This is a genomic window from Streptomyces sp. NPDC051207 (genome assembly GCF_040682395.1).
GTDB lineage: Bacteria > Actinomycetota > Actinomycetes > Streptomycetales > Streptomycetaceae > Streptomyces.
Genome location: NZ_JBFBAX010000045.1, coordinates 1 through 21,090, shown reverse-complemented (window position 1 = coordinate 21,090; position 21,090 = coordinate 1). Strand labels below are relative to the sequence as shown.

The following is a 21,090-nucleotide window of genomic DNA, read 5'->3' as shown; positions in this document are numbered from 1 at the left end:
TACTATTTGTAAGCTCCGAGAGATCCCGGATGCTGTCCTGTGAGCATCGGCCGTGCATTGAGATAACCCTGTTCTGCAGCTTCGCCCGCTGCCCAGCCAATGTCCCTGACGTCTCTCAGGTTATATACACGCGCAGCCTGCCGTGCGGCACTGTCAGCAATTTCATGGTTCCTTACCAGGCCGCTCTGCCAAAAAGCGCCGCCAGTTCTCTCGGCTTCCTTCTTCGCTTGGCCTTCGGCGTCCTCGAAGACGGCTTCCAGGACGACACTCGTGACAGTTCCTGTGGTTCCCCCGACAGCTGCGCCAATCCATGGAGTCGCAATGAATGAGGCGCCAACACCCACTGCAGTGCCGAGGCCGCCGGAAATCAAGTTTTTCCGTTGGGCGATGGAGTGCTCATACTTCTTGTCCTTGTCGGAAGCCTCTTCTCCGATGGCCTCTTGGGCCCCGATGCTCAACACGCCCGATACTGCACCGGACTGGCCGGCAATGTGTCGGATTGTGCTCATGGGGTCATCAAAGGCACGCTGAGAAGACGGCAGGTCAGGACTCAAGTGGTAGTCCATCAGCATGCCCATGTACTGCTTTTGGCCGACTTCCACCGCGGCGTAGCCGTCTTCGTTCTGCCCCACAGTGAACAGGAGCTTTGTGACATCCGTGGGGTTGAGTCTGGCTTCGGCCCCTGCGATGGGATACAGGCGTTCGACGTCGGACCATTTCTCTTCGTTCTCCCTCATTGTGTTGGTCAGAGAACGGTTCACGTCGGGCAGGTATTCGGAGGTGATCTGCCCGATGCTGTCGGACATGTATCCGTACTTCGTCAACCGCTCCGGGTCTTCCCCGATGGATGAGACAAGCTTTTCCATCAACCGAGCCTGACCCGCACTGTGCGGCGGCGTGTCCGCCGTAGGTATTTCTCCTGCCGGATGACCTGTCGTCGCCGCCTCCAGCGCCATCGCCAGATGGTTGCGGCCCACGATGCTGTCCTCGCCCTTGTCGTCCACGTCGTCCGGCCAGTCCCGCTCTTCGAAGAAGTACTCGAAGGTGGACAGGGACCTCTTGACCTCCTTTCCGTCCACCTCCTTGGTGAAGTCGTGATCCTCGTCCTTGGTGACGAACGTGCCGTTGAAGAAGTCCGTCGCCGCGTCCGGGCTGTTGGAGAGCGCCTTCAGGTAGCCCGTCATTGGGTCCCAGCCGGAGTCGGTTCCGGTGTGGTTGAGGAGGGAGTCCGAGGCGATACGACTCCAGGCTCCGTGCGCGCCGTTGCCGGTGAACTTCTTCTCGGCGTCGATGAGTTTCTCCCCGTACCGGACGAGGAAATGATCGTCGTAATTTCCCCATCGCATCAGGTTGCTCATCACCTGCCCGCCCAGCGGGAAGCCGCCTCCCTGTCCGACGGGCTTGTCGACCAGGTCGACCATCCTGGTCTTCCAGTCGGTCATGGCAGCGGAGTCGCTCTGGGTCGCGGTTGCCAGCGTCAGACCGAGGTTCTTCTGCAGTTCGGCGTACTTCTCGCCCCGCTCGCTCTCGACACCGTGGGCGCGGTGCGGGTCGGTCAGCCCGGTCCAGAGGTCCAAGGTGCCCTGGGCGCCGAGACGTCCGGCAAATCGGTCGGCGAACAGCTCGTCGTCCGCATACTTCATCAGGCCCTTGTTGAGTCGGCCGACATCACGAGGCGTGAGATCCTCGGGCCTTCTCCTGGCCAGTTCGGCCAGTTCGTTCGCCGTCGTGACAGCCTCGTGCGCGGCGTCGCGGTCCTGGTAAACCGGCGCGTCGGAGAACCCGACCTTGGTCTGGTCGGCCAGGGCGCGCAGCACCGTATTGGCGGAGCTGTCACATCTCGTGGCATCGTCGAGGATCTTCTGGACCTCGTCCCGCAGCGCGGTGACGTCGCTCTGGCTGTGCTCGGGAACCGTCGTCCCCTTGGCCGTGCGGTCGGGATGGACGTTCATCGTGACCGTGAACCCGCCGTCCCCCGCGGACGTGACCGTCAGATTCTTTGCCAGTCCGCGCTCGATGGCATCCCTGACCTTGGTCCTGTACCCCTTCAGCTCCGAGCACGTGTCGCGCAGGATGTTGCGGATCGACGTCGCCTGGGTGAGGGCGTCTGTGAACTCACCAGCGGTCTTGCCGATGAACTCCCTGGAGACAGCGGCGTTGACACCGGCCCAATGCGCTTTGTTGGCGGAGCGGCGGAGGCCTTTGTCCGCGGACTTCTCCAGAGTTTCGAGATCCCTGATCACGGTCGACCAGTCGTCGACGGCGTCATCGAGCGGGCCGAAGTCGGCGAAGCGGAGAGCGTCGAGGTCCATCAGCCGGCCTTCTTCTCGTTGTCGCTCTTGTCGCCGTACACGCTGTTCTTCTCACCGGCTCGGCCCACGCGTTCGTTGAAGCCTCCGTCCAGGAGATCAATGCTGCTCATCTGCCGCCGGACGTACTCCTCGTCTCCGGAGTGGATCTTCTTGGTGACGCGCATGTGGTTCGAGATGTGCGCGCAAGCATCACGCAGCGAGGACACCTGCTCGTCCCAGCGCGTGGCTACGTGCTGCAGGCCGCCCCCGAGCGCGAAGCCGTCCCCGGACAGCTTTCCCGCGGCCGTCTCGCTGGACGGAACGACCCTGCGGGCCTTGTCCCAGAGGTCGTTGTACAGGCTGAAAGCGTGTTCCCCGATCTTCGCCAGATCGCCCTGGCTGACGGTCAGGTCGCCGTACGTACTCGGAGTCCCCGTGACACCCCCACCACCGCCGTCGACCTGATTCAACTGCATACCCGCCGACGGCTCCTGAGCCGCTGCCTGAGCCTTGAGCCGGTCCCACTCTTCCCACGCCACGCGTGGACTCCTTCCCCCTTGTGCGAACGGGTGTTCAGAACGTCTCTTCGGGCATGAGCGCCGTCTGGACGAGCGGCCTGCCCCGCCTCCGCGACACAAAGACCCCCCGCCCCGCAGGCATCGCCCGCGCCCGTACGCCTCCCAGCAGGTCTCCCTCCGAGGGATCGCCGGCGAGCACCACGCCCTGCGCCCCCAACTCCTTGACCCGCTGCATGAACGGCTCGTAGGCCGCACGCCCGGCCCCCGCTGTGGACCGCGCGATGACGAACCGCACGCCCACGTCCCGGGCGAACGGCAGCAGTTCCGTCAGACCGGCCAGCGGATTGCCGCTCGACGTCGACACCAGGTCGTAGTCGTCGATGACGACGTACACCGCCGGACCACTCCACCAACTCCGGTCCCGCAACTGCTGAGCGGTCACGTCGGCCGTGGGAGTCCGGCGCTTCATCAGATCCACCAGAGCGGCGATGTGATGGTCCATCGCGTTGGACATGGGAATGTACTCGGCGAGATGCGTCTCCGGCGTCGCGCCCAGCAGCGAACGCCTGTTGTCCACGACGAACAGCTTGCACTCGTCGCCCGGGTACCGCTGCGTCAACTGCCTGATCAGCAGCCGCAGCAGGTTCGACTTGCCCGATTCGCTTTCACCGAAAATGAGGAAGAACGGGTCCTGCTCGAAGTTCACGAACACCGGCTCGAGATTGTCCTCGTCGAGCGCGAAGGCCACACCGCGCTGCGGGAGGCGGTTTCCCGGAGGCAGAACTTCTGCCGGGAACTTGCGCGGCAGCAGCCGGACTTGAGGCGCGCCGGGTGCCTGCCAGTGACGCGTGACCTCGCTCGCCAGTGCCGCCGTCGCGTCCGCCAGTTCCGTGTCCGACGTCAGGCCGTCGATCCGCGGCACCGCCGCCATGAAATGCAGCTTCTGTGGAGACTGACCGCGGCCCGGCACACCCGCCGGGACGTTCGCGGCCACCTTGCGGTCCAGCTCGGAGTCCATCGTGTCGCCGAGCCGCAGTTCCAGGCGGTTCATCAGCTGGTCCTTGAGCGCGGACCTGACCTCCATCGAGCGGGAGGCGGTCAGGATCAGGTGGACGCCGTAGCCGAGTCCTCGCACCGCGATGTCGAGGATCACCTGGTCCATCGCCTCGTGGTCGGCACGGAAGCTGCCCCAGCCGTCGATGACGAGGAACACGTCACCCCACGGCTGGTCGGTCACCGGAATGTCCCCGCGGGCCCGCCGGGCGCGGAACTCGGCGATCGAGGAGATGCCCGACGAGCGGAAGTACTCCTCGCGCCGGGTCAGCACCCCGTACACCTCGGCCACCGTCCGCCGCACCCGCTCCGGGTCCAGACGCGAGGCCACGCCGCCCACGTGCGGCAGGCCGGCCACCGCCGCCATCCCGCCACCGCCGAAGTCGAGGCCGTAGAACTGCACCTCGTGCGGTGTGTGCGTCAGGGCGAAGGACGAGATGAGCGTGCGCAGCAGTGTCGACTTGCCCGACTGCGGACCGCCGAGGATCTGCATGTGCCCCGCCGCTCCGGAGAAATCGACCCACAGCGGGTCGCGGCGCTGCTCGTACGGCTTGTCCACCAGGCCGACCGGCACGATCAGCCGACCCGCGCCCTCGTAACCCGGCTGGGTGAAGCCGCGGCCCTCGACCGCCGTGAGCCCCGGCAGCACTTCGTCCAGTGACGGCGGGCTGTCCAGCGGGGGCAGCCACACCTGGTGGGCCGGCGGACCCTGAGCCTCCAGCCGCCGTACGACCACGTCCAGGACCGTGTCCGCGAGCGCCTCGTCGACCTCCGGGTCCTGGTCCGGGCGTGGCCGTGGCACGGGCGCGTACTGCACCGGCACCTCGGCCGCGGTGAACAGGACCGGACGGCGGTCCACCGGGAGGGGGTCACCGCCGAGCGCGGCCCGCCGGGTGCCCGAGCGGTACGGTCCGGAGACGTACGCCGCCTTGAAGCGGACCATTTCGTCCGTGCCGAACTTCAGGAAGCCGGAACCCGGCACATTGGGCAGCTCGTGCGCGTCCGGCACACCGAGCGCCGCCCGGGACTCCGCAGCGGAGAAGGTCCGCAGGCCGATCCGGTAGGACAGGTACGTCTCCAGGCCCCGCAGGCGGCCCTCCTCAAGGCGCTGCGAGGCGAGCAGCAGATGCACGCCGAGCGACCGGCCGATGCGGCCGATCTGCACGAACATCTCGATGAAGTCCGGCTTCGCGGTCAGCAGCTCGCTGAACTCGTCGATCACCAGGACGAGCGACGGAATCGGCTGGAGCGGAGCACCGGCCGCGCGTGCCTTCTCGTAGTCGTGGATGTTGGCGTAGTTGCCCGCGTCGCGCAGCATCTCCTGGCGGCGGTTCAGCTCACCGCGGATGGAGTCGCCCATGCGGTCGACCAGCGTCAGGTCGTCCGCCAGGTTCGTGATCACGGCCGCGACGTGGGGCATCCTCGCCATACCGGCGAAGGTGGCGCCGCCCTTGAAGTCCGCGAGGACGAAGTTCAGGGTCTCGGAGGAGTGCGTGACCGCCAGGCCGAGCACCAGCGTGCGCAGCAGCTCCGACTTGCCGGAACCGGTGGCGCCGACGCACAGGCCGTGCGGGCCCATGCCCTCCTGCGCGGCCTCCTTCAGGTCCAGCATCACCGGCCGGCCGTCCTCGCCGACACCGATCGGCACCCGCAGCCGCTCGGCCAGCGAACGGGGCCGCCAGGTGCGCCGGGTGTCGACCGAGGCGGCGTCACCGAGGTTCAGCAGGTCCGTGAACTCCAGGTCGGCCAGCAGGGGTTCGTCGTCGTCACCGCCGGACGCCATGCGCAGCGGCGCCAGCTGACGGGCGAGGGCCTCGGCCGACTCGGGGGACAGGGCGTCGGGCGTTCCCTCGTAGGTGACACCGTGCGCCGACTCCAGGCGCAGTGCGCCGGGTCCTACGACCACGGCCAAGTCGCCGCCGACACCGGCGGGTTCACCGGGAACGAGGTTCAGAAGGGTCACGCCCTGGAGACCTTCGGGGCCGGCGAGCAGCGAGTCCGGTGGCAGGCAGACACCGTCCAGGACGACGACGATGTGCGGTTCCTCGGGCAGCGCGGCCGCGTGCGGGTGGAAGCGGGGACGGCCGCTCAGCCGCGACGAGATCAGGTTCTCCAGCTCACGGGTGTCGCCGTCGATGAGTCTGCGGCTGCCCGCGCCGTCCACGGCACCGAAGGCCTGCACATGCGGCAGCCACTTCGCCCACTCCCAGTGCGGGAGTTCCTCACGTCCGGCGGCGACCACGAGGACGAGGTCCTGCGGCGAGTGCAGCGCGGCCAGCGAGCAGGTCAGCGCGCGGGCGCAGGCGCGTACGGACGGGGCGTCCCCGCTGAGCGTGACGTGGTAGAAGGCGCGTAGCGACACCGCGATCGGCAGGTCGTCCAGGCTGCCGTGGACGTCGAGGAAGCGCTGCACGGCACCCGCGGTCAGTGGTTCCAGCTGCTCGACGGGACCCGTCTCGGGCGCGACGAGCGGAGTGGCCAGGCCCTGCGGGCCCAGACCGATGCGCACATGGGCGAAGTCCTCGTCGCCGGGGCGCCGTTCCCAGACCCGGCTGCCCTCGGCGGCCAGGGCCCACAGCTGGTCGGGGGAGGGGTGCAGGTAGTACTGCGCGTCCCGCTGGGACCTGGCGGTCTCCTTGACCGTACGGCGAATCCGGGTCAGGTAGCTCAGGTAGTCACGTCGCAGGTCGGCGAGTTGCCCCTGGGTGCCGCGGCGGAAGCGGACCACCATCGCAATGGACATGGCGATCGTCGAGGCAATCATGACCATGCCCATGATCCTCATGAACGGGTGAGGGCTCGTGAAGAAGAAGACCACGGAACCGCCCATGCCCAGGGTGGGCAGCAGTTGCATCAGCACGCCCTCTTGGTGACCGCGCGGCAACTCCGGCGGGGGCTGCAGAGCGATCTCACCCGTGGGTACTTCGGGCGGCAGCGTCCGAGGCGGGCGCTTGACGACGATGTGGCTCACAGCTCACCAATCCCTTTGCGGCCCGCGGGGATTTGTCCGCCTGCCCCGTCTCAGGCGGACGCGGACCACCGCGCGATCCTACTGACTTCAGGGCACACCGACGGGCGATAGGGTGCCGGATGTTCGCGTGAGCACACGACGCACGACCATCACTGAGGGGGAGCAGCAGGTGAGTATGACGGCCTCCGCGGCGGCCACCGGAGCCGGAGGGCCCGGTGACGGGACCCCTGCCGGGGCGGGAACAGGGCTCGGATTCTGCCGCGTCACGATCGTCGCGCCGGACAGCCGGATCGACGTGGCACTGCCCGACGACGTCCCCGTCGCGGACCTCTGCCCCGAGGTCCTCAGGCTGTCCCAGCAACGACCGGAAGCGGGGGCCCCGGTCGGCTATCACCTCGTCCGCCGCGACGGGACCGTCCTGGACAGTGCGCGCTCCTTCGCCGCGCAGCGGATCCTGGACGGCGAACTGCTCACGCTGCGCCCGTTCTCCGACTCCCTGCCCCCCGCCGTCTTCGACGACGTGTCGGACGCGGTGGCCTCCGCCGTCATCCGCGACCGCTCCCTGTGGAGCACTGACCTGACCCGGGCGGCGGGCCTGACCGGCGGCGCGGTGCTGCCCGCCCTGCTCGCCCTCGTCGCCTGGACCGCCGATCCGCGGCACGACATGCACAGCCTGCCCGGCGTCCTCGCGGGGATCGCCGGCGCGGTCCTGGTCGCCGTCGCCGCCGTACGGGCGCGGGTGTACGCCGACCCGGCCTCGGCCGTCGCCCTCGGACTCGGCGCCCTGCCCAACGCGGGGGTGGCCGGTTCGGGCCTGCTGCCGCTCGCCGACGGGCAGGGCATCGGAAAGCTGCAGTTCCTGCTGGTGTGCGCGGCCGTGCTGCTTGCCTCGGTGGTCCTCACGCTGTGCTCGCCGCGCCGGGACGGGCCGTTCGTCACCTTCGCCTTCGCTTCCGGCATCGGCCTGATCGCCGTGTTCGCCGCGATCCTCGCGCACTGGACCCCCGCCGAGACCGCCGGGCTGTGCGCTCCGGTCGCCATCGGCCTCCTGGCGTTCCTGCCGGGGCTCTCCCTGCGCTTCGCGCGCCTGCCGATCGGCTTCGACCCGCCGGACACCGTTTCGCGCGGAACCTACGGCACCGGCCCCGAGCCGCAGGGCCCGGTGGACGCCGAACGGATCGAGGCCCAGGCCCGCCGGGGCCACGAACTGCTCGTGGGCCTGGTCGGCGGCTGTGCGCTGCTCGGCGTCACCTCCGCGGCGGTGCTCGCCTTCTCCGACGGCGTCTGGGGACAGCTCCTCGCCCTGGCCACCGGAATCGCGCTGCTCATGCGCGCCCAGCTGTTCCGCTACACCGCGCAGGTCGCGCCCGTCCTGGCGGCCGGGCTGGGCTCGCTGGTCCTGCTCGGCCTCGGCCTGGCGCTCCATCCGCCCGCCTCCGCCTTCCACGCGGCGCTGCACGGGAACCGTGCCGACCTCGACCTCCGCACCATCTGGCTCGTCGCCGCCATCGCGGTGGCGGCCACGCTGGTCACCCTCGTCGGGCTGACCGCTCCGCGCACCGGCCTCAGCCCCTTCTGGGGCCGCTTCACCGAGCTCGCCGAGGGCTTCGTCCTGCTGACGCTCGTGCCGCTGGCCCTCGCCGTCTTCGACGTGTACGCCACCGTCCGGGCGATGACCGGCAACTGACCACTCCACCCGGGCCGTCACCGGGCGGCGCCGCCCCGCGCCGCCCGGTGACCCGAAGGAATACGTGAGCGTGAGCTTCGGCCCGCCTCCCTCCATATACACGCAATCCTCAGTGGCGGCGGACCAGCGGCGCAAGAAGCGCCGCACGGTACTGCTCGGCTCCGCGGCGGCCGTCCTCGCCGTCGTCCTCGCAGCGGGCGGCCGGCTCCTGTGGCCCGCTACGGACAGCGCCGGCAAGAGCGAAGCGCAGGCCGCACGGCGGGCCCCGGACGCCGTCAGGGAGACCGTCGAGAAGCTTCCCGCATCCCCCGAGGACCGGCCGATTCTCGAGCACGACGAAAAGGACATCACCAAGGCCACGGAGACCAGCCCTCGCTACGCTCCCGGCGCCTGGGCCACCGACAAGGTCTTCGCCAAGGGCGTAGCCCGCCGCATCGAGGGCTACCGGATCAAGCCGGACGCCACCGAGAAGGCCTGGACCCTCGAACTGGACGGTCACCTCTGCGCCACCAGCAGGCACGTCACCGCCGACGGCCGCACCGCGCTCGTCATCCAGCCCCCGCCGGCCGAGGGCGCGGCGGAGAGCAAGGGCGTGTGCGACCAGGTGGTGTTCGTCGACCTGAACACCGGCAGGAAGCTCTGGCAGAAGAAAATGCCGTCCGCCGACTTCGCTTACGCGACCAACACCAACCTCACCCTGACCAAGGGCGTCGTCGCCTGGGCCCGTGGCTCGGTGGCGTACGCCATGACGGACGGCACCTGCGGAACGGCACGACCGCCTCCCAGTGCGAGGACAAGGGCTTCGCCGGAGGGCGCGCGCTGATCGCGCTGGTGAGCTGCCGGACGTCACCTACCGGGTCCAGAGACTCGACCCGCGCACCGGAAAGGCGCAGTGGACGTACCGGGCGGCCACCGGCGTCCAGGACGTGTACCTGCCCTCCTCCGACCCGCCGGTCCTGGCCGTCGCGGCCGGGGACAGCGTCGTCACCGACCTGGTCAGCCTGGACGACCGGGGGAAGCACCTCAGCACGGTCTCCCTGGCCGGTTACGAGGCGAAGTGCGCCTCCCGCTACTTCTCCTCGCCGCTGTTCGGCGTGGTGGAGAACTGCGACGGAATGGTCGTCGGCCGCACGCCGGCCTTCGTCATGAGCAAGGAGAACATCACCGACGAGCAGCCGTCCGGCTGGATCGTGGCCTTCGACCTGAGGACGGGCAGGACACAGGGCAAGTTCGAGGGCTGCTGGCTCCAGATGGTCCAGCCGCTGCGCATGAGCGGCGACGAGCTGCTCATCCACCGGCGCAGCGGGGCGCTCTCACCCGCGTCCGTCGTCAGCTGGAACCCGCGCACCGACAAGGAGACCCCGGTCCTCCTTTTCATCCTCCCGGAGGACGAGGAGGCCGAGCTGAGCGACCCGGAGCGGTCCGACATCGTCGTCGAGAACGGCAACGTCTTCTTCGCCCGGCGGACCGTGGTCCGCGACGAGGAGTACCCCAAGGACCCGGTGCTGCTGGCCGTCGGCTACGGAAGCGCCGGCCTGAAGCACTGACGGGACCACGCGAAGGGGCGGCACACGCGCGTGTGCCGCCCCTTTTCCCGTACGGGTGTCACTCCGCGGGCATGCCCCCGTTGCGCGGCGACGGCTCCAGGTCGAACTCGCCGTCCCGCGCCCCGAGCACGAACGCCCGCCACTCCGCCTCCGTGTACCGCAGCACGGTGTCCGGGTCCAGCGACGACCGCATGGCCACGGCACCGCCCGGCAGATAGGCGATCTCGACGCGCTCCTCGTGCTCCTCGGTGCCGGGGGCGCACGTCCACTCCACACCCGAGATGTCGAGCGCGTACAGCTCGTCCCGTTCCCGCTCCTTGCGCGCCTTGAGTTCCTGGTCCTCGGCCTCGGCCATCGCGGATCCGACCCTTCTGTTCGTGCCAACGAGCTGCCCGGCCACCATACTTGGCGCCGTCCTTCCGTGGTGCCGGTGCCGGCGGCGGTCCACTCCGGCGAGAACCCCGGCCGGCCCCGCCGGACGTACACGCCAGGCCCTCGACCACCCTCGCCCCCGCCCCTGGTACTCTGGCTGACGGCCGTATGCGTACGCACCCCCGGAGCCCCTCTGGAGGTCGCGCCCAGCGGATCCCCGCCTTCCGAGTCACGGAAGATCCCCCGAGAAGCAGACCGGGGGCACTCGGTGGCCCATCACAGACTTACGAGGAGTACGCGTGTCGCTCGACGCCGCTACGAAGAAGCAGATCATGTCCGAGTTCGGTACCAAGGAGGGTGACACCGGCTCCCCCGAGGTCCAGGTGGCTCTGCTGTCCCGTCGGATCTCCGACCTAACCGAGCACCTCAAGACCCACAAGCACGACCACCACTCCCGCCGTGGTCTGCTCATCCTGGTCGGTCAGCGTCGCCGCCTGCTGCAGTACCTGGCCAAGAAGGACATCCAGCGCTTCCGTGCGCTGGTCGACCGCCTCGGCATCCGCCGCGGTGCGGCGGGCGCCAAGTAAGACGCCGTGAGGGGAGCGGTTCCCGAAGCGATCGGGGACCGCTCCCTTTGCCGTGGGTGAGGCATCCTCCGCGTACGCCAGGGAACCCTTCCCGTGCGTACCGGAACGTGCGGAGTGTCACTCACGCTTTGTAGTGTGGTAGCACACGCGAAGCGCACGACACAGCACGGCAAGACAACAGAGCACGACACAACAACAGAGCACGACAGCACCACACAGCACGACGCACGACGCACGACCCAGTACGAGGAGAAGCGCGCCTCGCCGCCGCCGGTCCTCGGTAGTGGCCCCCGGGCAGGAAAAACCCGGGTGCTTCGATCGAAGACCGGCCTGCACCAGACGGAGCGCTTCTCCGGCACCGTCCCCCTGCCACACGGGCAGACCAGGGACGAAGGACGAGAAGTATCGGAGATTTCGCTAGTGGAGAACGAGACCCACTACGCCGAGGCCGTGATCGACAACGGTTCCTTCGGCACCCGCACCATCCGCTTCGAGACGGGCCGCCTGGCCAAGCAGGCCGCCGGTTCCGCCGTGGCCTACCTGGACGACGACACCATGGTGCTGTCGGCCACCAGCGCGTCCAAGACCCCCAAGGACCAGCTCGACTTCTTCCCGCTGACGGTGGACGTCGAGGAGCGGATGTACGCCGCCGGCAAGATCCCCGGCAGCTTCTTCCGCCGTGAGGGTCGGCCCAGCGAGGACGCCGTCCTGACCTGCCGGCTGATCGACCGCCCGCTGCGCCCGTCCTTCAAGAAGGGCCTGCGCAACGAGATCCAGGTCATCGCCACGGTCATGGCGCTCAACCCCGACCACCTGTACGACGTCGTGGCGATCAACGCCGCCTCCGCGTCCACGCAGCTGGCCGGTCTGCCCTTCTCCGGCCCGATCGGCGGCGTCCGCGTCGCGCTGATCCGCGGCCAGTGGGTGGCCTTCCCGACGCACACCGAGCTCGAGGACGCCGTCTTCGACATGGTGGTCGCGGGCCGCACCCTGGAGGACGGCGACGTCGCGATCATGATGGTCGAGGCCGAGGCCACCGAGCAGACCGTCAAGCTGGTCGAGGGCGGCGCCGAGGCGCCCACCGAGGAGGTCGTCGCCGCCGGTCTGGACGCCGCGAAGCCCTTCATCAAGGTGCTCTGCAAGGCCCAGGCCGACCTCGCCGCGAAGGCCGCCAAGCCGACCGCCGAGTTCCCGATCTTCCTGGACTACCAGGACGACGTCCTCGAGGCGCTGACCGCCGCCGTCAAGCCCGAGCTGGCGCAGGCGCTGACCATCGCCGGCAAGCAGGAGCGCGAGGCCGAGCTGGACCGCGTCAAGCAGCTCGCCGCCGAGAAGCTCCTGCCGGAGTTCGAGGGCCGCGAGAAGGAGATCTCCGCCGCGTACCGCTCGCTGACCAAGTCCCTGGTCCGTGAGCGCGTCATCAAGGAGAAGAAGCGCATTGACGGCCGGGGCCTGACGGACATCCGTACGCTCGCCGCCGAGGTCGAGGCCATCCCGCGCGTGCACGGTTCCGCGCTGTTCGAGCGTGGCGAGACCCAGATCCTGGGCGTCACCACCCTCAACATGCTCCGCATGGAGCAGCAGCTGGACACCCTCTCGCCGGTGACCCGCAAGCGCTACATGCACAACTACAACTTCCCGCCGTACTCCGTCGGCGAGACCGGCCGCGTCGGCTCCCCGAAGCGCCGCGAGATCGGCCACGGCGCCCTCGCCGAGCGCGCCATCGTGCCGGTGCTGCCGACGCGCGAGGAGTTCCCGTACGCGATCCGCCAGGTGTCCGAGGCCCTCGGCTCCAACGGCTCGACGTCCATGGGCTCGGTCTGCGCCTCCACCATGTCGCTGCTGAACGCCGGTGTGCCGCTGAAGGCCCCCGTCGCCGGTATCGCCATGGGCCTGATCTCCCAGGAAATCGAGGGCGAGACGCACTACGTCACCCTCACCGACATCCTCGGTGCGGAGGACGCCTTCGGCGACATGGACTTCAAGGTCGCCGGCACCAAGGAGTTCGTGACCGCCCTCCAGCTCGACACCAAGCTGGACGGCATCCCCGCCTCCGTCCTGGCCGCGGCCCTCAAGCAGGCCCGCGACGCCCGCCTCCACATCCTCGACGTGATGATGGAAGCGATCGACAAGCCGGACGAGATGTCCCCGAACGCGCCGCGGATCATCACCGTGAAGATCCCGGTCGACAAGATCGGCGAGGTCATCGGCCCCAAGGGCAAGATGATCAACCAGATCCAGGAGGACACCGGCGCCGAGATCACGATCGAGGACGACGGCACGATCTACATCGGTGCCGCCGACGGCCCGGCCGCCGAGGCCGCCCGCGCCACGATCAACGGCATCGCCAACCCGACGATGCCCGAGGTCGGCGAGCGCTACCTCGGCACGGTCGTGAAGACGACGACCTTCGGCGCGTTCGTCTCCCTGCTGCCCGGCAAGGACGGTCTGCTGCACATCTCGCAGATCCGCAAGCTGGCCGGCGGCAAGCGCGTGGAGAACGTCGAGGACGTCCTCGGCGTGGGCCAGAAGGTCCAGGTCGAGATCGCCGAGATCGACTCCCGTGGCAAGCTCTCCCTCATCCCCGTGATCGAGGGCGAGGACACCGCGTCCGACAGCGGCTCCGCCACGGACGAGAAGGACGACACCGACCAGTGACGTCCCACGGCTCCAAGGCGACGGCCCGCACCTCTTCGGAGGCGCGGGCCGTCGCCCGTACCCAAACCCTCATCAAGGGCGAGAACGGCATCGGCACAGTCCGAAGGACCACCCTCCCCGGCGGTCTGCGCATCGTCACCGAGACGCTGCCCTCGGTCCGCTCCGCGACCTTCGGCATCTGGGCGCACGTCGGCTCCCGCGACGAGACCCCCACGCTGAACGGCGCCACGCACTACCTGGAGCACCTGCTCTTCAAGGGCACCAGCCGCAGGTCGGCCATGGACATCTCGTCCGCGATCGACGCGGTCGGCGGCGAGATGAACGCGTTCACGGCGAAGGAGTACACGTGCTACTACGCGCGCGTGCTCGACGCCGACCTGCCGCTCGCCATCGACGTCGTCTGCGACATGCTGACCGGCTCGCTGATCCGCGAGGAGGACGTCGACGTCGAGCGCGGCGCCATCCTCGAGGAGATCGCGATGACCGAGGACGACCCGGGCGACTGCGTGCACGACCTGTTCGCGCACACGATGTTCGGCGACAACCCCCTCGGCCGTCCCGTCCTCGGCACCGTCGACACGGTCAACGCCCTGACCGCCGACCGCATCCGCCGCTTCTACAGGAAGCACTACGACCCGACCCACCTCGTGGTCGCCTGCGCGGGCAACGTCGACCACCACAAGGTCGTGCGCCAGGTCCGCGCCGCGTTCGAGCGGGCCGGCGCCCTCAAGGACCTCACGGCCGAGCCCGTCGCGCCGCGCGGCGGGCGGCGCACCCTGCGCACCGCGGGCCGCGTCGAACTGGTCGGCCGCAAGACCGAACAGGCCCATGTCGTGCTCGGCATGCCCGGTCTGGCGCGCACGGACGAGCGCCGCTGGGCACTCGGCGTCCTCAACACCGCCCTCGGCGGCGGCATGTCGTCGCGCCTGTTCCAGGAGGTACGCGAGAAGCGCGGCCTGGCCTACAGCGTGTACTCGTACACCTCGGGCTTCGCCGACTGCGGTCTGTTCGGCGTGTACGCCGGCTGCCGGCCGTCGCAGGTCCACGACGTGCTGACGATCTGCCGCGACGAACTCGACCACGTCGCCGAACACGGCCTGTCCGACGAGGAGATCGGCCGCGCCATCGGCCAGCTCCGCGGCTCCACGGTCCTCGGCCTGGAGGACACCGGCGCGCTGATGAACCGTATCGGCAAGAGCGAGCTGTGCTGGGGCGACCAGATGTCCGTCGACGACATGCTGGCCCGGATAGCCTCGGTCACCCCGGACGACGTCCGTTCCGTGGCGCGGGACGTCCTGGGACGGCGGCCCTCGCTGTCGGTCATCGGCCCGCTGAAGGACAAGCAGGCGTCCCGGCTGCAGGACGCCGTCGCCTAGGCCCGTCCGGCGCACGGACGGACCCTGGCCCACCCCCTCCCGTAAGGAAGCAACAACATGAGCAAGCTGCGCGTGGCGGTCCTCGGAGCCAAGGGCCGCATCGGATCCGAGGCGGTACGGGCAGTCGAGGCCGCCGAGGACCTGGAACTGGTCGCCGCCCTCGGCCGGGGCGACAAGCTGGAGACGCTGGCCGACAGCGGTGCCGAGGTCGTGGTCGAGCTGACCACGCCCGCCTCCGTCATGGGCAACCTCGACTTCTGCGTACGCCACGGCATGCACGCCGTCGTCGGCACCACCGGCTGGACCGACGACCGCCTCGCGCAGTTGAAGGGCTGGCTCGCCCAGTCCCCGCAGACGGGCGTGCTCATCGCGCCGAACTTCTCCCTCGGCGCCGTCCTCACCATGAAGTTCGCGCAGCTCGCCGCCCCGTACTTCGAGTCCGTCGAGGTCGTCGAACTGCACCACCCGAACAAGGTCGACGCCCCCAGCGGCACCGCCACCCGCACGGCCCAGCTCATCGCCGAGGCCCGCCGCCGGGCCGGCAGCGCCCCGGCACCGGACGCCACGGTCACCGCCCTGGACGGCGCCCGCGGCGCGGACGTCGACGGCGTCCCGGTGCACGCCGTCCGGCTGCGCGGCCTGCTCGCCCACCAGGAGGTCCTGCTCGGCGGCGAGGGCGAGACCCTCACCGTGCGGCACGACTCCCTGCACCACAGCAGCTTCATGCCGGGCATCCTGCTCGGCGTGCGGCGCGTGGTGAGCACCCCGGGCCTCACCTTCGGCCTGGAACACTTCCTGGACCTGAACTGAGCCCCTGACCCCATGCGCGCGAAGCTCACCTACGCCGTCACGGCCGCCGTCCTGGTCTTCTACTTCGTCCTGGTCGGCAGCCGCGGCGTCATCCTCATCGAGACCGGCACGCCCGTCACCGTCGCCTTCGGCCTCGCGGTACTGATCCTGCCGGTGATCGGACTGTGGTTCCTGTGGAAGAACACCCAGTTCGTCCGCCGGGCCAACCAGCTCGCCGCCGAACTCGACGCCGAGGGCGGACTGCCCGTCGACGAGCTGAGGCGCACGCCCTCCGGGCGCATCGACCGCGACTCGGCCGACGAGGTGTTCGCCAGGCGCAAGGCCGAGACGGAAGCCGCCCCCGACGACTGGCGCAGCTGGTTCCGGCTCGCCGTCGCCTACCAGGACGCCCGCGACACACCGCGCGCCCGCAAGGCGATGCAGCGGGCGATCGCCCTGCACCGGGCCTCGAAGTGACACCCCGGCACAGGTGACGGCGACACACCCCACGTCACGACGAGGGGCCCGGTCCGCACGCCCGGACCGGGCCCCTCGCCGTAGCCGGCCGGGGGCGCTCAGCCGTGCCGGTACTCCTCGGCCCACGCCTCCACCGAGTCGGCGGCCCGGTCGAAGGCCTCCGCCCGCGCCAGGAAGTCCGCGTTGTGCGAGGTCAGCAGCGGCGGAGCGGCCTCGGCCGGACGCCCCTGCCGGGCGAGCACCAGCGCCTGCCCCTGCACGGCGCGCGGCAGCCCGAGCCAGCGCACCGGCTGCTGCACCGTCCGGACCGTGACGACCTGCTCCCAGGGCGTCGTCCGCGTGCCGAAGAAACGCACGTGCCGCAGCCCGGACGCGCTCACCCACACGCCGATGCGCAGCAGCCGCACGGCGCAGACGATGACGGCTCCCGCCACGGCGAAGACCGGTCCGGCCGCCGCCACACTGTCCGTCAGCGCGATGACGACGGCCGCCAACAGCACGAACGACGCGAACAGCAGCGCCACCGCCGCGGTGCCCACCCGCCACGGGCCGGGCCGGTAGGGGCGCCGCCAGCGGTCGCGGTCGTCGTACGGCAGGGCGACGTCGTCCGTGGAATCGAAGACGCGGTCGGCCGTCAGGAAGGGCAGGGGCACGGCGGTTCCTCACTCGATCCATGCGGGGGCTGGCCCGGTGAGGTTATCGACCTGTGTCCCCGGTCACCACCCTTGGGGGCCCGGACGAGGTGTGCGTCCGCCGTCCGGGATCGCCCGTAGAGTGGCGTCCGGAAAAGACGAGATGGGGAGGCCCTTCGTACCGTGACCGGCACAGACGACGACTTCAAGATCGAACTTCGCGGCGACGTCACCGTGGAACTGGTGAAGCACAGCGCGGCCGACTCCGACGTGCTGTTCGCAGCCCGCGTCTCGACCCTCGGGGAGCAGTCCCTGGACGAGCTGAAGAAGGACCCGGAGCGCTCGAAGGGGCTCATCAACTTCCTCATGCGGGACCGGCACGGCAGCCCGTTCGAGCACAACTCGATGACCTTCTTCATCAGCGCCCCGATCTTCGTCTTCCGCGAGTTCATGCGGCACCGCGTGGGCTGGTCCTACAACGAGGAATCGGGCCGCTACCGCGAGCTCCAGCCGGTCTTCTACGTCCCCGGCCCCTCCCGCAAGCTGGTCCAGCAGGGCCGCCCGGGCAAGTACGAGTTCGTCGAGGGCACCGAGGAGCAGCACCGATTGGTGTCGGAGTCCATGGCGGAGTCCTACCGGCAGGCCTACCGCACCTACCGGCAGATGCTGGAGGCCGGCGTCGCCCGCGAGGTCGCCCGTTCGGTCCTGCCCGTCGGGCTGTACTCCTCGATGTACGCCACCTGCAACGCGCGCTCGCTGATGCACTTCCTCGGCCTGCGCACCCAGCACGAGCTGGCCAAGGTGCCGTCCTTCCCGCAGCGCGAGATCGAGATGGTCGGCGAGCGGATGGAAGCCGCCTGGGCGGAGCTCATGCCGCTGACCTACGCCGCCTTCAACGCCAACGGACGGGTCGCGCCCTGACGTGCCCCGCTGCGCGTCCGCGTTCCCGCGCCGGGCACACATGTGCGGGTCAGCCCTGCGCGGTGTCCGTATTGCGGCATTTCGAGAAGTTCATCTAGCCTGATCAGACGGACCCGGCACTGCTTGAACCCCCGAGCAGGCAGTGCCGGGCTCCACCTTTGTCACGACTTGTCGCCTGCCCTGGAGCAGACCCCGTCCTGAGCAACGAGTAGCGTGTAACCCATGGCTCCGACCTCCACTCCGCAGACCCCCTTCGGGAGGGTCCTCACCGCCATGGTCACGCCCTTCACGGCGGACGGCGCACTCGACCTCGACGGCGCGCAGCGGCTCGCCGCCCACCTGGTGGACGCAGGCAACGACGGCCTGATCATCAACGGCACCACCGGCGAGTCCCCCACCACCAGCGACGCGGAGAAAGCGGACCTCGTACGGGCGGTCCTGGAAGCGGTCGGCGACCGGGCCCACGTCGTCGCCGGAGTCGGCACCAACGACACCCACCACAGCATCGAGCTCGCCCGCGCCGCGGAGCGCACCGGCGCCCACGGCCTGCTCGTCGTCACCCCGTACTACAACAAGCCCCCGCAAGAGGGCCTCTATCGCCACTTCCGGGCCGTCGCCGACGCCACGGAACTGCCGGTCATGCTCTACGACATCCCGGGCCGCAGCGGCGTACCCATCAACACGGAGACGCTCGTCCGTCTCGCCGAGCACCCGCGGATCGTCGCCAACAAGGACGCCAAGGGCGACCTCGGCCGGGCCAGCTGGGCCATCGCCCGCTCCGGCCTCGCCTGGTACTCCGGCGACGACATGCTGAACCTCCCGCTGCTCTCCGTGGGCGCGGTCGGCTTCGTATCCGTCGTCGGCCACGTCGTCACCCCCGAGCTGCGCGCCCTGGTCGAGGCGTACACCGCGGGCGACGTCCACAAGGCGACCGAGATCCACCAGAAGCTGCTCCCCGTCTACACGGGCATGTTCCGCACCCAGGGCGTCATGACCACGAAGGCCGCCCTCACCCTCAAGGGCCTGCCCGCCGGACCGCTGCGCGCGCCCATGGTCGAATGCATGCCCGAAGAGATCGAGCAGCTCAAGATCGATCTTGCTGCCGGCGGGGTACAGCTCTGACATCGGACTTCACAACTGAATAGCGGGCCACCGGTGCCCGCAGACCCACGACAACTGCTTCTGCACGAACGTCACGCGCGCCACGTGCCACCGGTACGTGGCGCGCGTGGTTGAGGAGAGTCTTTTGAGTCATCCGCACCCTGAACTGGGCCCGCCCCCGCCGCTCCCCGAAGGCGGCCTGCGGGTCACCCCGCTCGGCGGCCTCGGCGAGATCGGCCGCAACATGACGGTCTTCGAGTACGGCGGACGCCTCCTGATCGTCGACTGCGGAGTGCTCTTCCCCGAGGACGAGCAGCCCGGAATCGACCTGATCCTGCCGGACTTCAGCTCCGTCCGGGACCGCCTCGACGACATCGAGGGCATCGTCCTCACCCACGGCCACGAGGACCACATCGGCGGTGTCCCCTTCCTCCTGCGCGAGAAGCCGGACATCCCGCTGATCGGCTCCAAGCTGACCCTCGCCCTGATCGAGGCCAAGCTCCAGGAACACCGCATCCGCCCGTACACCCTGGAGGTGTCGGAAGGACAGCGCGAGCGCATCGGCCCGTTCGACTGCGAGTTCATCGCGGTGAACCACTCCATCCCCGACGCCCTCGCCGTCGCCATCCGCACCCCGGCCGGCCTGGCCGTCCACACCGGCGACTTCAAGATGGACCAGCTCCCGCTGGACAGCCGCCTCACCGACCTGCACGCCTTCGCGCGGCTGAGCGAGGAGGGCATCGACCTCCTCCTCTCCGACTCGACGAACGCCGAGGTGCCGGGGTTCGTCCCGCCCGAGCGGGACATCTCCAACGTGCTGCGCCAGGTCTTCGCCGGGGCCCGCAAGCGGATCATCGTGGCCAGCTTCGCCAGCCACGTCCACCGCATCCAGCAGATCCTCGACGCGGCGCACGAGTACGGCCGCCGCGTCGCCTTCGTCGGCCGCTCCATGGTCCGCAACATGGGCATCGCGCGTGACCTCGGCTATCTGAAGGTGCCGCCGGGCCTGGTCGTGGACGTGAAAACGCTGGACGACCTGCCGGACCACGAGGTGGTCCTGGTCTGTACGGGCTCCCAGGGCGAGCCGATGGCGGCCCTGTCCCGCATGGCCAACCGCGACCACCAGATCCGCATCGTCGAGGGCGACACGGTGATCCTGGCGTCGTCGCTCATCCCCGGCAACGAGAACGCGGTCTACCGCGTCATCAACGGCCTGTCCCGCTGGGGCGCCGACGTCGTCCACAAGGGCAACGCCAAGGTGCACGTCTCGGGCCACGCCTCGGCGGGCGAACTGCTCTACTTCTACAACATCTGCCGGCCGAAGAACCTGATGCCGGTGCACGGCGAATGGCGCCACCTGCGGGCCAACGCCGAGCTGGGCGCCCTGACCGGCGTACCGCACGACCGCATCGTCATCGCCGAGGACGGTGTGGTCGTGGACCTGGTCGAGGGCAAGGCGAAGATCTCCGGCAAGGTCCAGGCGGGCTATGTCTACGTCGACGGCCTCTCCGTCGGCGACGTCGGCGAGCCGGCGCTGAAGGACCGCAGGATCCTCGGCGACGAGGGCATCATCTCGGTCTTCGTCGTCCTCGACTCGTCCACCGGCAAGATCACGGGCGGCCCGCACGTACAGGCCCGCGGCTCCGGCATCGAGGACTCCGCCTTCGGGGACGTCATCCCGAAGATCACGGAGGTGCTGGAGAGATCGGCCCAGGACGGCGTCGTCGAACCCCACCAGATGCAGCAGCTCGTCCGCCGCACACTGGGCAAGTGGGTCTCCGACACCTACCGGCGCCGGCCGATGATCCTCCCTGTCGTGGTGGAGGTCTGACGGTCCGTCGGGCCTCCAGACAGTGCCAACCCAGGGGCGGGGCCCTCGATTTGCATCGGGGCGCCCCGCTCCAGTACGTTTACGACCCCGCCCAGACGGGAACCCGACCACTTCGTGCGTCAGGGGGACCGGACGGGGTGGGAATTCCGACTCAGAACCTCTGATAAAGTCGGAAACGCAAGACCGAAGGGAAGCGCCCGGAGGAAAGCCCGAGAGGGTGAGTACAAAGGAAGCGTCCGTTCCTTGAGAACTCAACAGCGTGCCAAAAGTCAACGCCAG

16 protein-coding genes are annotated in these 21,090 nt (G+C 69.3%); 11 read left to right on the top strand and 5 right to left on the bottom strand.

Features of this window, described 5'->3' with window-relative positions:
* Nucleotides 1–2: 2 nt before the first annotated feature.
* From AB0M97_RS28715 to eccCa, 3 genes are read right to left on the bottom strand one after another with little or no spacing between them, the layout of a single operon-like run.
* Nucleotides 3–2,312, bottom strand: a complete 2,310-nt coding sequence (locus AB0M97_RS28715; protein WP_365963894.1) for a DUF6571 family protein — start codon at nucleotides 2,310–2,312, stop codon at nucleotides 3–5.
* Nucleotides 2,312–2,830, bottom strand: coding sequence for a hypothetical protein (locus AB0M97_RS28710; RefSeq protein ID WP_365963893.1), 519 nt, complete (start codon nucleotides 2,828–2,830; stop codon nucleotides 2,312–2,314). The genes AB0M97_RS28715 and AB0M97_RS28710 overlap by 1 nt, the downstream gene beginning before the upstream one ends.
* 34 nt (nucleotides 2,831–2,864) lie before the next feature.
* The gene (gene eccCa / locus AB0M97_RS28705) at nucleotides 2,865–6,833 is read right to left on the bottom strand and encodes a type VII secretion protein EccCa (RefSeq protein WP_365963892.1); all 3,969 of its coding nucleotides are present in this window, start codon (nucleotides 6,831–6,833) and stop codon (nucleotides 2,865–2,867) included.
* 175 nt (nucleotides 6,834–7,008) lie between these two features.
* Between eccCa and eccD the strand changes: the two genes are divergently transcribed.
* The 3 genes from eccD to AB0M97_RS28690 all read left to right on the top strand — a co-directional run bounded on the left by eccD (nucleotide 7,009) and on the right by AB0M97_RS28690 (nucleotide 10,067).
* Entirely contained in the window at nucleotides 7,009–8,520 is a 1,512-nt protein-coding gene (gene eccD, locus AB0M97_RS28700) for a type VII secretion integral membrane protein EccD (RefSeq protein WP_365963905.1), read from the top strand.
* 112 nt (nucleotides 8,521–8,632) lie between these two features.
* Entirely contained in the window at nucleotides 8,633–9,343 is a 711-nt protein-coding gene (locus AB0M97_RS28695) for a hypothetical protein (RefSeq protein ID WP_365963891.1), read from the top strand.
* Nucleotides 9,306–10,067, top strand: a complete 762-nt coding sequence (locus AB0M97_RS28690; protein WP_365963890.1) for a hypothetical protein — start codon at nucleotides 9,306–9,308, stop codon at nucleotides 10,065–10,067. The genes AB0M97_RS28695 and AB0M97_RS28690 overlap by 38 nt, the downstream gene beginning before the upstream one ends.
* Nucleotides 10,068–10,125: 58 nt before the next feature.
* Here the strand turns inward: AB0M97_RS28690 and AB0M97_RS28685 are convergent, their stop codons facing one another.
* Nucleotides 10,126–10,422, bottom strand: coding sequence for a DUF397 domain-containing protein (locus AB0M97_RS28685; protein WP_365963889.1), 297 nt, complete (start codon nucleotides 10,420–10,422; stop codon nucleotides 10,126–10,128).
* Between the two features lie 316 nt (nucleotides 10,423–10,738).
* Here AB0M97_RS28685 and rpsO point away from each other — a divergent pair, with 316 nt between their 5' ends.
* From rpsO to AB0M97_RS28660, 5 genes are all read left to right on the top strand, one after another.
* Entirely contained in the window at nucleotides 10,739–11,026 is a 288-nt protein-coding gene (rpsO, locus tag AB0M97_RS28680; protein ID WP_010042739.1) for a 30S ribosomal protein S15, read from the top strand.
* 420 nt (nucleotides 11,027–11,446) lie between these two features.
* Nucleotides 11,447–13,684, top strand: a complete 2,238-nt coding sequence (locus AB0M97_RS28675) for a polyribonucleotide nucleotidyltransferase (RefSeq protein ID WP_365963888.1) — start codon at nucleotides 11,447–11,449, stop codon at nucleotides 13,682–13,684.
* Entirely contained in the window at nucleotides 13,681–15,060 is a 1,380-nt protein-coding gene (locus AB0M97_RS28670; RefSeq protein ID WP_365963887.1) for a pitrilysin family protein, read from the top strand. The genes AB0M97_RS28675 and AB0M97_RS28670 overlap by 4 nt, the downstream gene beginning before the upstream one ends.
* Nucleotides 15,061–15,117: 57 nt before the next feature.
* A complete protein-coding gene (gene dapB, locus AB0M97_RS28665) occupies nucleotides 15,118–15,870 on the top strand; it encodes a 4-hydroxy-tetrahydrodipicolinate reductase (RefSeq protein ID WP_365963886.1) in 753 nt (250 codons plus the stop codon).
* Nucleotides 15,871–15,882: 12 nt separating this feature from the next.
* Nucleotides 15,883–16,326, top strand: coding sequence for a hypothetical protein (locus AB0M97_RS28660; RefSeq protein ID WP_365963885.1), 444 nt, complete (start codon nucleotides 15,883–15,885; stop codon nucleotides 16,324–16,326).
* 98 nt (nucleotides 16,327–16,424) lie between these two features.
* Here the strand turns inward: AB0M97_RS28660 and AB0M97_RS28655 are convergent, their stop codons facing one another.
* Nucleotides 16,425–16,979, bottom strand: a complete 555-nt coding sequence (locus tag AB0M97_RS28655; protein ID WP_365963884.1) for a PH domain-containing protein — start codon at nucleotides 16,977–16,979, stop codon at nucleotides 16,425–16,427.
* A gap of 162 nt (nucleotides 16,980–17,141) precedes the next feature.
* Between AB0M97_RS28655 and thyX the strand changes: the two genes are divergently transcribed.
* The 3 genes from thyX (at nucleotide 17,142) to AB0M97_RS28640 (ending at nucleotide 20,811) form a co-directional block, all read left to right on the top strand.
* Complete coding sequence (thyX, locus tag AB0M97_RS28650) at nucleotides 17,142–17,879, top strand: FAD-dependent thymidylate synthase (protein WP_365963883.1); 738 nt, start codon at nucleotides 17,142–17,144, stop codon at nucleotides 17,877–17,879.
* Nucleotides 17,880–18,101: 222 nt separating this feature from the next.
* Entirely contained in the window at nucleotides 18,102–19,001 is a 900-nt protein-coding gene (gene dapA / locus AB0M97_RS28645) for a 4-hydroxy-tetrahydrodipicolinate synthase (protein WP_365963882.1), read from the top strand.
* Between the two features lie 124 nt (nucleotides 19,002–19,125).
* Nucleotides 19,126–20,811, top strand: coding sequence for a ribonuclease J (locus tag AB0M97_RS28640; protein ID WP_365963881.1), 1,686 nt, complete (start codon nucleotides 19,126–19,128; stop codon nucleotides 20,809–20,811).
* Nucleotides 20,812–21,090 lie beyond the last annotated feature (279 nt).